Source organism: Pseudophaeobacter sp. C1-32P7 (assembly GCF_041008775.1).
In the GTDB taxonomy this organism is placed as follows: domain Bacteria; phylum Pseudomonadota; class Alphaproteobacteria; order Rhodobacterales; family Rhodobacteraceae; genus Phycobacter; species Phycobacter gallaeciensis_A.
This window is the reverse complement of record NZ_JAXGFR010000004.1, coordinates 166,229-182,694: the sequence shown is the minus strand read 5'-3', so window position 1 is coordinate 182,694 and position 16,466 is coordinate 166,229. Positions and strand designations below refer to the sequence as shown.

General features: G+C 61.0%; 15 protein-coding genes. 12 read left to right on the top strand and 3 right to left on the bottom strand.

The genetic code is table 11. The features are described from left to right. Nucleotides 1–101: 101 nt before the first annotated feature. The 12 genes from dctP (at nt 102) to SM763_RS07550 (ending at nt 13,073) form a co-directional block, all read left to right on the top strand. Entirely contained in the window at nt 102–1,088 is a 987-nt protein-coding gene (gene dctP, locus SM763_RS07605) for a TRAP transporter substrate-binding protein DctP (protein ID WP_065271586.1), read from the top strand. A gap of 69 nt (nt 1,089–1,157) precedes the next feature. Further along, entirely contained in the window at nt 1,158–1,703 is a 546-nt protein-coding gene (locus SM763_RS07600; protein ID WP_065271587.1) for a TRAP transporter small permease, read from the top strand. A 3-nt stretch (nt 1,704–1,706) separates the two neighbouring features. Further along, on the top strand, nt 1,707–3,023 hold the full coding sequence (locus tag SM763_RS07595) for a TRAP transporter large permease (protein ID WP_274830336.1): 1,317 nt from the start codon (nt 1,707–1,709) through the stop codon (nt 3,021–3,023). Next, a complete protein-coding gene (locus SM763_RS07590; protein WP_368998148.1) occupies nt 3,020–4,276 on the top strand; it encodes a malonyl-CoA decarboxylase in 1,257 nt (418 codons plus the stop codon). The genes SM763_RS07595 and SM763_RS07590 overlap by 4 nt, the downstream gene beginning before the upstream one ends. 3 nt (nt 4,277–4,279) lie before the next feature. Then, entirely contained in the window at nt 4,280–5,797 is a 1,518-nt protein-coding gene (locus SM763_RS07585; RefSeq protein WP_368998147.1) for a malonate--CoA ligase, read from the top strand. A gap of 447 nt (nt 5,798–6,244) precedes the next feature. Continuing rightward, on the top strand, nt 6,245–7,558 hold the full coding sequence (ugpB, locus tag SM763_RS07580) for a sn-glycerol-3-phosphate ABC transporter substrate-binding protein UgpB (protein WP_065273600.1): 1,314 nt from the start codon (nt 6,245–6,247) through the stop codon (nt 7,556–7,558). A gap of 81 nt (nt 7,559–7,639) precedes the next feature. Beyond that, entirely contained in the window at nt 7,640–8,521 is an 882-nt protein-coding gene (ugpA, locus tag SM763_RS07575; protein WP_065271591.1) for a sn-glycerol-3-phosphate ABC transporter permease UgpA, read from the top strand. Then, a complete protein-coding gene (gene ugpE / locus SM763_RS07570; protein WP_368998146.1) occupies nt 8,521–9,369 on the top strand; it encodes a sn-glycerol-3-phosphate ABC transporter permease UgpE in 849 nt (282 codons plus the stop codon). The genes ugpA and ugpE overlap by 1 nt, the downstream gene beginning before the upstream one ends. Then, nucleotides 9,370–10,449 (top strand): sn-glycerol-3-phosphate import ATP-binding protein UgpC, encoded by a 1,080-nt coding sequence (locus SM763_RS07565; protein ID WP_065271593.1) that lies wholly within the window; start codon nt 9,370–9,372, stop codon nt 10,447–10,449. It abuts the gene before it with no gap. A gap of 9 nt (nt 10,450–10,458) precedes the next feature. After that, nucleotides 10,459–11,361: a glycerophosphodiester phosphodiesterase family protein gene (locus SM763_RS07560; RefSeq protein ID WP_368998144.1), complete on the top strand. Its 903-nt coding sequence runs from the start codon at nt 10,459–10,461 to the stop codon at nt 11,359–11,361. Then, nucleotides 11,358–12,251, top strand: a complete 894-nt coding sequence (locus SM763_RS07555; RefSeq protein ID WP_368998143.1) for a TIGR01459 family HAD-type hydrolase — start codon at nt 11,358–11,360, stop codon at nt 12,249–12,251. Before SM763_RS07560 ends, SM763_RS07555 begins: the two co-directional genes overlap by 4 nt. Nucleotides 12,252–12,299: 48 nt before the next feature. Next, on the top strand, nt 12,300–13,073 hold the full coding sequence (locus tag SM763_RS07550; RefSeq protein WP_368998142.1) for a DeoR/GlpR family DNA-binding transcription regulator: 774 nt from the start codon (nt 12,300–12,302) through the stop codon (nt 13,071–13,073). 73 nt (nt 13,074–13,146) lie between these two features. Here SM763_RS07550 and SM763_RS07545 read toward each other — a convergent pair whose 3' ends face one another. From SM763_RS07545 to SM763_RS07535, 3 genes are all read right to left on the bottom strand, one after another. Further along, entirely contained in the window at nt 13,147–14,106 is a 960-nt protein-coding gene (locus SM763_RS07545; RefSeq protein ID WP_274835535.1) for a cation efflux transmembrane domain-containing protein, read from the bottom strand. Between the two features lie 153 nt (nt 14,107–14,259). Further along, nucleotides 14,260–15,546, bottom strand: coding sequence for an ABC transporter permease (locus SM763_RS07540; protein WP_368948423.1), 1,287 nt, complete (start codon nt 15,544–15,546; stop codon nt 14,260–14,262). Continuing rightward, a complete protein-coding gene (locus SM763_RS07535; protein ID WP_065271599.1) occupies nt 15,543–16,463 on the bottom strand; it encodes an ABC transporter permease in 921 nt (306 codons plus the stop codon). Before SM763_RS07535 ends, SM763_RS07540 begins: the two co-directional genes overlap by 4 nt. Between the last annotated feature and the right edge of the window lie 3 nt (nt 16,464–16,466).

Below are 16,466 nucleotides of genomic sequence, written 5' to 3'. Positions count from 1 at the left end.
CATAACTATTCTTGTATACAAAAATATTGACTTGAAAAACACCTGATGTTTACGTTCGGGCATCTCCAGCCATCAAAGGTTGGAATTTCTGGGAGGAAAAAATGAAAACCATGCTGAAAGCTGCGGTCGCTGCCGCGGCGCTCTTGTCGTCGGCCGCGCTGGCCAATGCCACCGAACTGCGCCTGTCGCACCAGTGGTCGAACAAGGACATCCGCCACAAGGTCGCGCAGATCGTCGCCGATGAGGTGGCCGCCGCCGATGTCGATCTGGACATCAAGATCTTCGGCTCCAAATCGCTGTTCAAACCGCGCGAGCAGTATAAACCGCTCAGCCGCGGCCAGCTGGACATGACCGTTCTACCGCTCAGCTATGCTGGCGGCCAGCAGCCCGCCTATAACCTGACGCTGATGCCCGGCCTGGTGAAGAACCACGACCACGCCGCGCGGCTCAGCAACTCGCCCTTCATGGAAGCGCTTGAGGCCAAGATGGCCGACGACGACGTGATGGTTCTGGTGCACGGCTATCTGGCCGGCGGTTTCGCAGGCAAGGACAAGTGCATCACCAAACCCTCCGACATCGAAGGACTGCAGACCCGCGCGGCCGGCAAAGCCTTCGAACAGATGTTGGCTGGGGCCGGTGCCTCCATCGCCTCGATGGCATCTTCGGAAATCTACAACGCCATGCAAACCGGCGTTCTGCAGGCTGCTAATACCTCGTCATCGTCCTTCGTGTCCTACCGGATCTACGAACAGGTCAGCTGCTACACCCCGGCGGGCGACGTAGCCCTGTGGTTCATGTATCAGCCTCTATTGATGAACAAGAGCACCTTTGAAGGTCTGAGCGAAGCACAGCAAAACGCGCTGCTGGCCGCTGCCGAAAAGGCCGAAGCCTATTACCTGGAAGAAGCCAAGAAACAGGACGCAGCCTCGGCCAAGGTCTTTGCCGACGCCGGTGTGGAAATCGCCCAGATGAGCGCCGATGACTTCGACGCATGGCGCAAGCTGGCCATGGAAACCTCCTACAAGAAATTCGTGGATGAGGTTTCGGACGGTCAGGCGCTTCTCGATCTGGCGCTCGCAGTCGAGTGATAACACCCGGCGGGGTGGCCTGAAGCTGCCCCGCCTTTTTTGAATACCTCAGAACTTCAGGAGGCGGGAATGGCAGGACAAAGCGCGGCCACGATCGCAAAAACCGGGAACAATCCGTTCCTGCGGGCCGTTGCGGGCCTGTCCACACTTGCCGGCTGGTGCGCGGCTGCCATGATCATGGCAGCAGTTGCGATTACCTGCCAGATGATCGTGATCCGGTTTGTGCTGAACGGATCCACTGTCTGGCAGACCGAGGCGGTGATCTATCTGGTCATCTCGGCCACCCTGATCGGCCTACCCTATGTGCAGCGGCTGCGCGGCCATGTGAATGTCGATCTGATCCCGATTTCGTTGCCGCCGCGCGCGCGGTTTGGGCTGGCGGTTCTGACCTCACTCCTGTCGATCAGCATCATGGCGATAATGCTGTGGTACGGGTTCGAGTACTGGCATTTCGCCTGGGATCGCGGCTGGCGCTCGGACACCGTATGGGGCGTGCGCCTGTGGATCCCCTATCTGGCCATTCCCGTCGGGTTTGCGCTGTTTCTGCTGCAACTGATTGCTGACTTCGTGGCGCTTCTGACCGGCGCCGACAAACCCTTTGGCCTGGATCTCTGAACTATGGACCCACTTGTTCTTGGGGGCATTGTTGCCCTTTCCACCATCCTCGTGCTGTTTTCCGGCGTCTCGGTCGCCCTAGGGCTGCTGATCGTTTCGGCCGGTTTCTTGATGATCTTTGACGGGATGCGCAGCCTTGAGCTAATGCCGGAAATCCTGTTCGGGAAACTGGATAATTTCGCCCTGCTGTCGATCCCGATGTTCATCATCATGGGATCCTCTATCGCCTCGACCCGCGCCGGAGCGGATCTTTATGAGGCGCTGGAACGCTGGCTGACCCGCATTCCCGGCGGGCTGGTGATTTCAAACCTTGGCGCCTGCGCGCTGTTTGCTGCCATGTCGGGATCCTCGCCTGCAACCTGCGCTGCTATTGGCAAGATGGGCATCCCCGAGATGCGCAAACGCGGCTACCCGGATGGCGTGGCAGCAGGCTCCATCGCCGCCGGTGGCACGCTGGGTATCCTGATCCCGCCTTCGGTCACCATGATCGTCTATGGCATCGCCACCGAAACCTCGATCGGACGGCTGTTCCTTGCAGGGGTCATTCCCGGTTTCATGCTGGTAGGGCTATTCATGGCCTGGTCGCTTTACTCCACCTGGCGGTCCGGCAACACCCAGCGCCTCAGCTCGGGTAGCTACACCTGGGCCGAGCGGTTCGAGATCCTGCCCCGCGTGGTGCCGTTCCTGCTGATCATCCTTGGCGTTCTTTATGCCATGTATGGCGGCATCGCGACGCCTTCGGAAACCGCCGCCGTGGGCGCGCTGTTGTGTCTGCTGATTGCGATGGTGATCTACAAGCTGTGGAACCCGCGCGATCTCTGGGTGGTGCTGCGCGACAGCACCAAGGAATCGGTGATGATCCTCTTCATCATCGCCGCCGCCGGGGTGTTCTCCTACATGCTCAGCTCGCTCTTCATCACCCAGTCGATTGCCGAATGGATCGGTACGCTGGATGTGAACCGCTGGGTGCTGATGGGGGCGGTCAACGTCTTTCTGCTGATCGCGGGCTTCTTCCTGCCGCCCGTCGCGGTGATCCTGATGGCCGCGCCAATCCTGTTGCCGATCATCACCACCGCAGGTTTCGATCCGATCTGGTTTGCCGTGGTGCTGACCATCAATATGGAGATCGGCCTGATCTCTCCGCCGGTGGGTCTGAACCTTTACGTCATCAACGGCATCGCGCCGGACATTTCGCTGAAGACCATCCTCACCGGCTCGCTGCCCTTCGTGGCCTGCATGGTGCTGGCCATCGTGCTTCTGTGCCTGTTCCCGGGACTGGCGACCTGGCTGCCCAACCTTGTGATGGGAGGTGCAATGTGACCCTTCTCGCAGATCTTCTTTCCACCGTCTTTGAACGCCGCTACCGCTGGTCGGGCGCGGCGGGACAGGACAACCGGCCCATCGCCGAACTGGCCGAAGATCTGGTTGGATCGGCAGGCGAGACGTCTGAGCTGATGCTGGCGCGCGAGGTGATTTCGGGGTTCGAGCAGCTGGAGGACGCGGACAAACTGGCGTTCTTCTCCCATATCGCCACCAAGCTGAACATCGACCCCGAGGCGGTGCGCAGCGGGTTGGATGCCTATGAGCAAAGCCCGTCAAAGGCGACCTACCGTACCTTCATGGCTGCGGTCGAACCCAGGCGGCAGGAGTTGATCCGCCGCCTGAACCGGGTGCCGGGCGCCACCGGTGCGCTGGTGCGGATGCGCGCGGATCTGTTGCGCCTTGGCCGGGGCATTCCCGAACTTGAAGCACTGGATCAGGATTTCCGGCATCTCTTTGCCTCCTGGTTTAACCGAGGCTTTCTGGTGCTGCGCCCGATCAACTGGCAAAGCCCGGCGAACATTCTGGAGAAGATCATCGCCTACGAGGCCGTGCACGCCATTCACAGCTGGGACGATCTGCGCCGCAGGCTGCAACCGGCGGACCGGCGCTGTTTTGCGTTTTTCCACCCTGCGATGCCGGATGAGCCGCTGATCTTTGTCGAGGTGGCGCTGACCAAGGGCACACCGGGATCCATTCAGGCGCTTTTGGCCGAGGATCGCACCCCCATGACGGCGGACGAAGCTGATACGGCGGTTTTTTACTCGATCTCCAACTGCCAGTCGGGGCTGGCCAGTATTTCCTTTGGCAACTCGCTGATCAAACAGGTGGCTGCTGATCTGGCGGCGGAACTGGCGGGGCTCAAAACCTTTGTTACCCTCTCCCCCATTCCGGGGCTTGCGGGCTGGATCGAGCAGGAGGGTCTGGATTGGGCTCCCTCCGACCCGGACCGGATGAAATCAGACGCGGCCCATTATCTGCTCAACGCCAAAGGGCGCGGTGGCCTGCCCTTTGATCCCGTCGCACGGTTTCATCTGGGCAACGGCGCCATTGTCCATGCGGTGCACGCCGATGCGGATACCTCGGACAAGGGGCGTGCCCAGTCCGGCGGCGCGATGGTCAACTACCTGTATGACCTGAAGAAAGTTGCCCAGAACCACGAACAATTCGCCACCACCCAGAAGGTGGCCGCAACGGCAGAGGTGCGCGCCCTCGCCGCCGCATCAAAGCTGCAAAAAACAGAAGAAAGTTAGCCCATGGCAAATCCTCTTTATGACGGGCTGTTTGGTGCCCATGCCGGAAAATCCACCCCGTTTCTGTATTTGCCCGACGGGCAGGTCGTCAGCCATCAGGCATTTCTTGAGATGGCCGCGCAGATCGCCCATGTCCTGACCGGCAAAGGGCTGCAACCCGGCGACCGCGTTGCCGTTCAGGTGGAAAAATCCCCAGAGGCGCTGGCCCTATATGCGGCCTGTGCGCAGGCCGGTCTGGTGTTCCTGCCGCTCAACACCGCTTATACGGCTGATGAGCTATCCTATTTCATCGAAAACAGCGGCGCCTCGGTCGTGGTCTGCGATGCCGGGAAGGAGGCGACCGTCGCCCCCATCACCAAACCTCTCGGCGCGGCGCTGGAGACGCTGAACGCAGATGGCTCTGGCACCCTGATGGACCAGGCGGCGGCGATGCGGACCTCCTATGACACGGTCGACCGGGATGGCGAGGATCTGGCGGCCTTCCTTTATACCTCTGGCACCACGGGGCGTTCCAAGGGGGCGATGCTGACGCAGAACAACCTGTTGTCGAACGCGGAAACGCTGGCGGCCGAGTGGCGGTTCACGGCGGATGATGTGCTGCTGCACGCGCTGCCGATCTTTCATACCCACGGGCTTTTTGTCGCCAGCAATGTGACGCTGCTGGCGGGGGGCGCGATGATCTTCCTCCCGAAATTCGACCTTGATGCGGTGATCGAGAACCTGCCGCGCGCGACCACGATGATGGGGGTGCCAACCTTCTATACCCGGCTTCTGAGCGATGCGCGGTTCACCGGAGATCTGACCCGGCATATGCGGCTGTTCGTGTCCGGTTCTGCGCCCTTGCTGGCGGAGACCCACGTGCAATTCGAAGAACGCACCGGCCACCGTATTCTTGAACGCTATGGCATGACTGAAACCAACATGAACACCTCCAACCCCTATGAAGGCGAGCGCCGCGCGGGCACCGTCGGCTTCCCGCTGCCGGGGGTGGAGCTGAAGATCACCGATCCGGCGTCGGGCGACCCCCTGCCCGCAGGCGAGGTTGGCCAGATCGAGGTGCGCGGTCCCAACGTCTTCAAGGGCTACTGGCAGATGCCAGAGAAGACAGCAGCCGAATTGCGCAGCGATGGGTTCTTCATCACCGGGGACCTCGGGATGGTGGACGCGGACGGCTATGTGCATATTGTCGGCCGCAACAAGGACCTGATCATCTCGGGCGGATACAACATCTACCCCAAGGAAATCGAACTGGTGCTGGATGAACAGCCCGGCGTGCTGGAAAGCGCGGTGATCGGCGTACCGCACCCGGATTTCGGCGAAACCGTGCTGGGCGTTCTGGTCCCGGCGCCGGGTGCAACACCGGATCCGGACGCGATCATGGATGCCGTGCGCGATGTTCTGGCCCGTTTCAAACACCCGCGCAAGCTGGTGATACTGGATGAGCTGCCCCGAAATACCATGGGCAAGGTGCAGAAAAATATCCTGAGAGAGCAGTACCAGGACGCCTTCAAGGCTTCCTGACGCCACGGAAGATGACCCGGATATGCGCCCCAATCTTGCGGGGTTGTCGGGCAGAATCAGATCTTCTGAAACGCACCCCGGCCGCCCCAACGGCGCCGGGGTGTTGTTCTTTTTGACGATCTCAGATGGCGCTTTTCAACAGAAAATAACGGCTCCCGGGCCTGCTCACGACATCGTCAGCCCTGCCTCAGCCGCGGATTTTGGTGCATAAAATTCTAAAAACTTCAATTATATACCGCCGCCGCAAGGCCGGTTGGCAGTGAAAGATTATTAATTGGGCAGACTATGTCTGCCTTGACGAAATGTTCACCTGAACGCAAAGTGAATTCATATGAGCGTTACAAAGACAGAATAATGCGCCTCATGTGAGTGATTGAACTCATACGGAATCAATAACGGGGAATTGCTGCGGACAGGACTGATCTGCCGTGGCCTCAGGAGATGAACATGAAACTCAAATCCATTCTTTCGGCGACCACTGCATTTGCCATGGTCGGCACCACCGCATTCGCCGAGAAGGCCGAAGTGCAGTTCTGGCACGCCATGGGCGGTCAGCTGGGCGAAATCGTCGACAAATTCGCATCCGAATACAACGCCGGTTCTGACAGCTGCCACATCAACGCTGTCTACAAAGGCAACTACACAGAGAACATGACCGCCGCCATCGCCGCCTTCCGCGCCGGTGAGCAGCCGCACGTTGTGCAGGTCTTCGAAGTTGGCACCGCCACCATGATGGCCGCCGGTGACAAGGGCGCGATCTACCCGGTCTACAAGCTGATGGAAGACGCAGGCGTCGATTTTGATCCCTCTGCCTACCTGCCTGCCGTGATCTCCTACTACACCGACACCGACAACAACCTGCTGTCGCTGCCGTTTAACTCCTCCACCCCGGTTCTGTGGTACAACAAGACCGCGCTGGACGCTGCCGGTGTTGACGTTCCCACCACCTGGGACGAAGTCGAAGAAGCCGCCCGCGCCCTGAAGGCAAACGGCGTTGAAAAGCCCTTCTCCTTTGGCTGGCAGTCCTGGTCGAACATCGAAAACTACTCGGCATGGCACAACCTGCCCATGGGCACCGAGGAAAACGGCTTTGCCTCGTTGAAAACCGAGTTCAGCTTCAACAACGACGCGGTTGTGAACCACATCCAGCGTATCGCCGACATGGGCAAAGAAGGCCTGTTCGCATACGGCGGCCGTCGCGGTGACAGCCGTGGTCAGTTCGTGAACGGCGAAACCGCGCTGTGGATCAACTCCTCGGCCTATTACGGTGGCTTCAAGAAAGACATCACCGATTTCGAATTCGGCCAGACCATGCTGCCGGTTGACACCGCAGTGGCGGACAAGCCGCAGAACTCGATCATCGGCGGTGCAACCCTGTGGGTTCTGAACGGTCACGAGCAGGCGGAATACAGCTGTGTCGCCGACTTCTTCCAGTTCGTTTCTGCCCCCGAGCAGCAGGCCTACTGGCACCAGAACACCGGTTATGTTCCGATCACCACCGCGGCCTACGATCTGTCCAAGGAACAGGGTTTCTATGAATCCGATCCGCTGACCGACACCGCGATCAAGCAGCTGTCCCTGAACGCACCGACACCGGCCTCCAAAGGCGTCCGTTTCGGTAACTTCGTGCAGGTGCGTGACATCATCAACGAAGAGCTGGAAGCCGTATGGGCTGGCGACAAAGACGCCAAGACCGCCCTGGACGAAGCTGTAGAGCGCGGCAATGCCCTGCTGCGCAAGTTTGAAAAAGCCAACGACTGATCATCCCCACATGTTGGCTTTAGGGAGGTCCCTGACGGGGCCTCCCCTTTTTGAAAAAGACCACCCCAAAGGTTCCTGCCCGTGCAAAAGCGTGTCGTCTTCCGCTCCCGGTTGCTGCCATACCTGCTGGTACTGCCGCAAATCGCGATCACTATCGCCTTCTTCTTCTGGCCTTCCTATCAGGCGCTTGAAAGTTCGTTTTTCATCGAAGACGCCTTTGGGTTTTCCCGTGAATGGGTCTGGCTGGACAACTATTACGAACTGTTCAGCGATCCCGGCTACCTGAAGTCCTTCCGCACGACGCTGCTGTTCGGTTTCTCGGTTGCCTTCCTCGCCATGGCCATCTCCCTGATCCTGGCGGTTGCCGCCAACCGGGTGATCAAGGCCGCGACCGGATACCGGACCCTGCTGATCTGGCCCTATGCCGTCGCGCCCGCCCTTGCCGGTGTGATCTGGTACTTCCTGATGAACCCCTCGCTTGGCATCGTTGCCTACTGGCTGAAAGGGATCGGGATCGAATGGAACCACTATGTGAACGGAGATCAGGCCCTGTTGCTCGTCGTGGTGGCCGCCGCCTGGAAACAGGTCAGCTACAACTTCCTGTTCTTCCTTGCCGGGCTGCAAAGCATTCCCAAGTCCCTGATCGAGGCAGCCGCCATCGACAGGGCCGGGCCGGTGCGCCGCTTCTGGTCGATCACCTTCCCGCTTTTGACGCCCACCACCTTCTTCCTGCTGGTCGTCAACCTCGTCTATGCCTTCTTTGACACCTTCGCCCTGATCCACGCCACCACCGAAGGTGGCCCTGCAGACGCCACCTCGATCCTGGTGTTCCGCGTCTACAACACTGGCTTTATTGGTCAGGACTACGGCTCCTCGGCTGCTCAGTCGGTGATCCTGATGGGCATGGTGATCCTGATGACCTTCATCCAATTCCGTTACGTCGAGCGCAAGGTGCAATACTGATGGTCGAAAATCGCCCCATTCTGACGTTCTTTACCCATGCCATCCTGATCGCCGGCGTCCTGTTCCTGTGCTTTCCTGTCTGGATGGCGCTGGTTGCCTCGACCCACGGTCCCGGCGCACTGTCGCAATCGCCGATCCCGCTGTGGTTCGGGGATCAGGCCTGGGAAAACTATTCCCAGCTTCTGGCCGGTGGCCTGCCCGAGGCCGGCGGTGTGCCAATCGGCATGATGATGTTCAACAGCCTGATCATGGCGCTGGTCATCACCTTCGGTAAGATCTTCATCTCGATCCTGTCGGCCTATGCCATCGTCTATTTCCGCTTCCCCTTCCGCATGGGCTTTTTCTGGATGATCTTCGTCACCCTGATGCTGCCGGTCGAAGTGCGGATCCTGCCCACATTCGATGTGGTGGTGAAGATGGGTCTTCTGAACACCTACGCGGGCCTCACCGTGCCGCTGATTGCCTCGGCCACGGCAACCTTCCTGTTCCGCCAGTTCTTCCTGACCATCCCGGATGAGCTGGTCGAGGCCGCCCGCATCGACCGCGCAGGTCCGATCCGTTTCTTCAAGGACATCCTGCTACCGCTGTCGCGCACCAATATCGCGGCGCTCTTTATCATTCTCTTCATCTACGGCTGGAACCAGTATCTCTGGCCGCTTCTGATCACCACCGACGAAAGCCTCTACACCGTCGTCATGGGCATCCAGCGCATGGTCAACTCGGGCGAAGCACTGCCGGTCTGGCACTACATCATGGGCACCGCCGTCCTTGCCATGATCCCCCCGGTTCTGGTCGTCGTTCTAATGCAAAAGCTCTTTGTCAAAGGGCTGGTCGAAAGCGAGAAATAAATGGCTACTCTCAACATCAAATCCCTGGGCAAGACCTATCCCGGCGGCGTCACCGCCGTGTCCGATGTCAACGCGGATATTGCCGACGGAGAGTTCATCGTGCTGGTCGGACCCTCGGGCTGCGGCAAGTCCACCATCCTGCGGATGATTGCGGGCCTGGAAAGCATCACCGCCGGTGATCTGAGCATCGGTGAGCGCCGTGTGAACGATCTGGAACCGGGTGAGCGTGACATCGCGATGGTGTTCCAGAACTACGCGCTTTATCCGCATATGTCGGTACGCGGCAACATGGAGTACGGCCTCAAGAACGAAGGCCTGCCGAAGGACCAGATCGCCGAACGCATCGCCGAGGCCGCCCGCACCCTGCGGCTTGAGGAATACCTCGACCGCAAACCGGCGCAGCTCTCGGGTGGTCAGCGCCAGCGGGTCGCCATGGGCCGCGCCATCGTGCGCGATCCCAAGGTGTTCCTGTTCGATGAACCGCTGTCGAACCTCGATGCCAAGCTGCGCACCCAGCTGCGCGCCGAGCTGAAGGCCCTGCACCAGCGCCTTGGCGCCACCTTCATCTACGTGACCCACGATCAAGTCGAAGCCATGAGCCTTGCGGACCGGATCATCATCATGAACGCGGGCAAGGTGGAGCAGATCGGCACGCCGATGGATCTCTACCTGCGCCCGGCCAGCCGGTTTGTTGCCGATTTCATCGGCAGCCCCGCGATGAACGTGGTCGAAGGCACCGTCACCGAGGATCGCCGCAGCCTGCTGGTTGATGGCAGCCGCGACATCCGCTTTGCCGATGAGATCCCCACAATGGCAGGCGCCAAGATCGCCATGGGCATCCGCCCCGAGCATCTGTCGCTTGATGCCTCGGGCGCGGCGCAGTTCCATCTGGAAGTCGATTTCGTCGAACAGCTGGGCGCCGACACGGTGGTCCACGGCAAGGTCTCCGGCACCTCGGTCCCGCTGGCCGTGCGCCTGCCCGGCGTGCAGCAGCATGACAGCGGCGAGACGCTGGAACTGGGCTGCGGCGCCGATCAGCTGCACCTGTTCGATCTGGCCTCTGGCAAACGACTGGCCTGAGGACGGATCATGCAGTTGCCCAAGATATTCGGACATCGCGGCGCCCCGGATGTTCTCCCCGAGAACTCTCTGGACGGGTTCGCGCATACCATCGCCTCCGGCGCGGATGGGATCGAGCTGGATGTGCTGTTGACCAGCGACGGCGTGCCCGTCGTCACCCACAATCACCGTCTTCTGGCCGACACCACCCGCGACAGCGCGGGTGCGTTTCTGGCAGAGGAAGGCCCTGCCATCGGCGCGCTGACCTACGAGGAGCTCTGCGCCTTTGACGTGGGCGGTATTCGTCCGGGTTCGGAGTACGCAAAGAAGCACCCGCAGCAGCAGGACCTGCCCGGCGCCCGTGTGCCGCGCCTGTCCGAGGTGCTGGATCTGGTGGCCAAGGCCGACCGTCCCGTCGATGTTCTGGTCGAGCTGAAGCACGACCCCGAAGACGCCGCAGAACCCGCGCCCGAGGATTTCGTGCGCGCTGCGGTCGATGTCATCACCGCCACGGGAACCCAGGATTACTGCCTGATCCATGCGTTTGACTGGCAGATCCTGTCGGCGGCTAAACGCGTAGCACCGCAGTTCCGCCGCTCGCACCTGTCGATGAGCCGCGAAATCCACGCCTCAGGCAACCTCTACGACGGCTCGCCCTGGCTGGACGGCGCCCCTGCCGATCCAGAGGCGATGCTGCGCCATCTTGCCGACACCGGCGCGACTGTCTGGAGTCCGCTGTTCTGGGAATTGACGCCCGCCCATCGGGAGCTGGCCCGGAGCCTTCGCCTGCAGGTCATGGTCTGGACCATGCGCGGCGAAGAGGCGATCCGCAAAGGTCTGTTGGCGGATGTGGACGGGGTGATCACCGACGATCCTGCACTAGCCGTGCGCCTGCGCAAAGAGCTGTCGGAAGCCGGGGAATTGGCATCATGACCCCCGAAATGGCTTTCGCCAGATACGAGGAAATCCGCCCCCACCTGCCCGTCAGCAGCCACAAGGGGCAGGCCAAGCCCGTCTCGGGCATTGACCAGGTGATGGATCAGACCGACGCCTTCGTCTTTGACGCCTATGGGGTGCTCAACGTTGGCGACAGCCCGATCCCCGGCGCCCATGAACGGGTGCAGCAGTTGCGCAATAGCGGGAAATCGCTGCTGGTTCTGACCAATGCAGCGAGCTTTACCCGCACCCAGACAACTGAGAAATTCGCCCGTCTCGGCTTTGACTTTGCCCCGGAAGAGATCATTTCCAGCCGCGAGGTCTGCGAGACCTGCCTGACCGACATCGCCCCGGACGGCACCTGGGGCGTGATGGCGCCAGCCGGGTTCGAAGCCGCCGAATTGCCGGTGGCCGCCGTGGCGCTGGAGGATACGCCCGACACCTATGACGCCGCCGATGCCTTCCTGCTGCTCAGCACCTCGGACTGGACCGACGTGCGGCAGGAGATGCTGCGCGCCAGCCTGGCGCGCAATCCGCGCCCGCTGGTGGTGGCCAACCCGGATCTGGTCGCCCCGCGCGAAACCGGGCTGACGCTGGAACCGGGGTTCTACGCCGTCGCCCTGCGGGATCAGCTGGGTATTGCGCCGGTGTTCCACGGCAAGCCCTTCCCCTCGGTCTATGCTGCAGCGCAGGCCCGACTTGGTGACATAGCGCCGCAGAGGATCACCATGGTTGGCGACACCCTGCACACCGATGTGTTAGGGGCGCAGGCGCAGGGCTGGAACACCGCCCTGATCACAGCGCACGGGCTGTTCGCCGGTCACGATGTCACCGGCTACATCGAGCGCAGCGGAATTGTCCCGGACTGGATCGCGCCGTCGATCTGATCCAACAGTGGAAGACCTCGGACGGCGGCAACAGGAACGGAAGCCCGGATGAGCGACCTCAACGACCGTCAACGTCAGATCATGGAACAGCTGCGCGCTTCGGGGCAGCAATCCATCAATGAGCTGGCTGCTGAATTCGGTGTCGCCACCCAGACCATCCGCCGCGATATCAACGATCTGTGCGATCAGGGGCTGGCGCGGCGGGTGCATGGCGGCGTGGCGCCGCCGTCCAATCCGCTGAACCTCAACTTTCACGCCCGTGCCACGCTGAACGAGGACCGCAAACGCGCCATCGCCAATGCCGCAGCGGCGCTGATCCCCGAAGGCTCGACCGTTCTTCTGGGCATCGGCACCACGGTTCAATACGTCGCCGAGGCGCTGACCCAGACCCCCGACATCACCATCGTCACCAACAATCTGGAAGTTGCCCGGCTGATGTGCAACGCGCCCACCTGCGATGTGCACGTGGTAGCAGGGCAGCTGCGCCCTGAGGACCGCGATCTGGTTGGAGCACAGGCGTTGGAAGGCTACCGGAAGTTCGTCGCGGATTTCGGCGTGATCGGCGCCGGGGCGCTGGATCCCGAATACGGTATCCTCGATTTCAAACACTTCGACGCCGAGGTCAGCAACGCGATCCGCGCCAGCGCGCGGCGGATGCTGCTGGTGGCCGACCATACGAAATGGAGCCGCTCTGCCGCCCACCGCGTTGCGGGGTTCGATGCGATGGATCATTTCATCACCGACCGCCTGCCCGAGAACGTCGATTGGTCCGGCCCGCCCGTGACGCTGGCCAGCGTCACGGGTCACAGCCGGACTGGCTGAGCAAAACGGACAACGACAAGCCTGAGAGGCATCCCGGCGAACATGCAGGGCCGTTTTACCGGGAGCACAGGCTTCAGAACGGGTTCAGAGCATCGGGCCAGCGCCGGGGGTGTTCGGTGATCAACAGCAGCACGTCCGCCCCCGTCAGCGTCTTGCGCGCATCCTCGATCATGCGCAGGTTCAGCTTGTCGATGTCTGATGCTGACATAGGACGGCGAGGATCGTAATAGACAGTCACCAGAAACGTACGGCCCAGTTTGGTCACCGACATGTCCTGCAATTCGCCGCCATCCTCGGCGATCGCGGACCGCAGGCTGCGCCGGGCGCTCGCGACATACTCCGGCCGCGCGCTCGCGCCGGCCAATTCGCCCAGCCCACCCCGGAATTCACGCACATAGGAACCGATGGCCAGCAGACAGAGCAAGAGTACAATCACTGAATCGCCAACCGGCGCAACCGGTGCCAGCGGGCCATCCCGGAACATATAGATGGCGCCCAGACCGGCACCCGCAGCAGCGGTGATCAGCCCGTCAAACATCGCGGCCTTTGCCTCAAGCCGCAGGATCGCGCTGCGCTTCCCCGTTCGGCGCCAGGTAAAATGATGGAATCCCCACAGGATCGCGCAGACCAGCCCGATCCCAGCAAAGTAGATGATCATGGGGGCAAAATTCAGCGGCTCAGGCGTCATCCCACTGAGGTAGTTGTAAACGTTCTTGATCGCATTCGTAATGGCGAACAGGACCAGTCCCAGCAGGGACAGCGACCGGAAAGTTGAGAAGATCGCCTCGTCCGCAGCATAGCCATAGGGGCGCGCCTTGTCGGGGCCTGCATCAATGCGGCGGCTGATCCGCCGTCCAAGAAGCGCGGAACCGAATCCGATCAGGGAGAACAGACCGTCCATCATGATCGCGTTGGAGTTCGATAGCACACCCGCCACCAACCCTGCTGCGGCCATGAACAGGTTGCCCCACATGGCCACGCCCAGCGAACGGCTTTCAAGGCGCTTTGTGTTGTCGCCGTTCTGCGTAGCCATATCGCGCTTTCCCAATGTGACACCCGTTTCGCTGCATCCCTATCCTGCCATCAAATGTCTGCCAACACCCGCAAGGCATGCCTGCCTTCCGCACAACCATAGAAAAAGGCGGCCCCCTTAGAGCCGCCTTTTCATTTTCGCTTCAGAGCAAGGTCAGTCGCCACTGCCCTCGCCGCTCAGCGTGCTCGGAGCAAAGACATTGCCAAAGCCGGAGTTGTTGCTGTCCTCCGCCGCGGGCGCCTTGCTTTCTTCCTCCTCGGTCTCGCCATCCCCGGTCAGGGTGTTGGGGCTGAAGACCCCGCCAAAGCCGGAGTTGTTGCCAGAGGGCGCTGCCTGAGGTTTCGGCGCGGTTTCGGCCTCTTCCGCCGCCTTGCGGGCCGCTTCTTCGGCGCGGCGCTGGCGTAGTTCCTGGATGCGCAGCTCGGTCTCGATGCGCTTTTGCTCCTGCACATCGGCAATACATTGCGCGGGGCTGTAGACCGTGGCGGTGCCGACAACGACAACCGTAGCGCAGGCCAGAACCACCAGGACCACCGCCGCCCAGTTCGAGCTGAGGAAGCCCGGAACGCGGAACTTGCCGCTTTCCAGCTCTTCGACCGTAGCGTCCTTGCGGGCCGTGGCCACCAGTTCCTTGCGGCGGATGTTCGCCTCGTTGAACAGCGCGGCAAAGACGGTCAGCACCACGATGATAAAGGCCAAGGCCGAGATCGCGGGCGTGATGCCATAACGGACCTTTTGGGCCAGTTCGATGGTCAGCGTCGGATATTCGCCAAAGGTGAAGGTGGTGGTGTTGTAGTTCTCGAAACTGGCGAGAAAGGCCAGAACCGCCGCCGAGGCAATCGCCGGCTTCATGAACGGGAGCAGCACCTTGCGGAACGCCTGCGCATGGGTGGCGCCAAGGTCCAGCGCCGCCTCGGTCAGGGCCACGTCATAGCGTTGCAAGCGTGCCACCAGCACCAGCATGCAATAGCTGGCGATAAAGGTGGACTGACCGATCACCGTCAGGAACAGCCCGTTCGACAGGAAACTGTCAGCGCCAAGACCCACCATGCGGTTGATCCGGTCCCAGAACACCAGCGTAGAAATACCGATGACAACGCCGGGGATCAGGATCGGCGCGATGATGATGGTGTAGTATGTGGCGCGCAGCTTGGGCCAGATCTGGGTCAGCATCAGCGCCCCGGCAAGCCCCATCGCCACCGACAGCACCACCGTGCCTGCCCCGACCAGGATCGAATTCTTGATCCCGTTGAGGATACGCTCGTCCTGAAACAGGGCGGAGAACCACTCGAAGGTCAGGCATTCCCAGGGCGTGGCCCGCGGGAATTCGGGGCTGTTGAAGGCGGTGACCGACATGATCACCAAGGGGCCCAGCAGATAGGCAAAGAAGATCGCCAGATAGATCCAGAGGCTGGCGCGCATCAAGGAGAAGGACTTCATTTGCCGATATCCCCCATGTTGACCTTGAACAGGCGCATGATCGCCAGCACCAGCAGGATACAGGTCACCAGCAGCACCACCGCATAGGCCGCGCCCTGTGGCCAGTCACTGTTGTCATTGAACTGCTGATAGATCAGCTGCGTAAACCAGAGCGACGATGGGCCACCCAGGATTTGCGGCGCCGCAAGCGCCCCGGCCGACAGCATGAAAACCATGGTACAGCCGGAGGAAATGCCCGGTTTGGCATAGGGGATGACCACGCGGCGATGGATCATCGGCCAGCTGGCCCCCATGTCCCGCGCTGCCTCGATCTGGTTGCGGTCAAGGCTTTCGATCACGTTGTAGATCGGGAAGATCATCAACAGGATGTAGGCATAGCCAAGACCCGCATAGAGCGCGATATCGTTGCGGATGAAATCAAAGGGCGTGTCGAATATTCCAAGGCCCACCAAAGCGTTGTTCAGAACCCCGGTTTCGCCAAAGATGATGCGCAGGGCAAAGGCGCGCAGGATCTCATTGATCCAGTAGGGAATGATCAGCATCAACGCAAAGATGCGGATGTGATTGCCTTTGGTCTGCGCCAGATAATAGGCAATCGGATAGCACAGGATCAGGTTGAACAGGGTCACGAATACGGCTGCGATCAGGGTCCGGTAGAACACCCGCAGATCGACGGCGTTATAGTCCTGACTGCCGCCCTCGGGGCCGTAGATCAGGTATTTGTAGTTTTCGACAGTATAGACATCCTTAGGTCCGCCGATTTCCGGCGGTGGCAGGTTGGGCCGGAACGAGAAGTCGAGCATCGACAGCTGCGGCAGGATGATGAGGCCCACGGTCCAGAACAGGACCAGACCCAGCATCAAAGACCCCATGCCGACGCCGTTGCGGTTGAAGAATTCCCTCAGAAAACGAGGCATCAC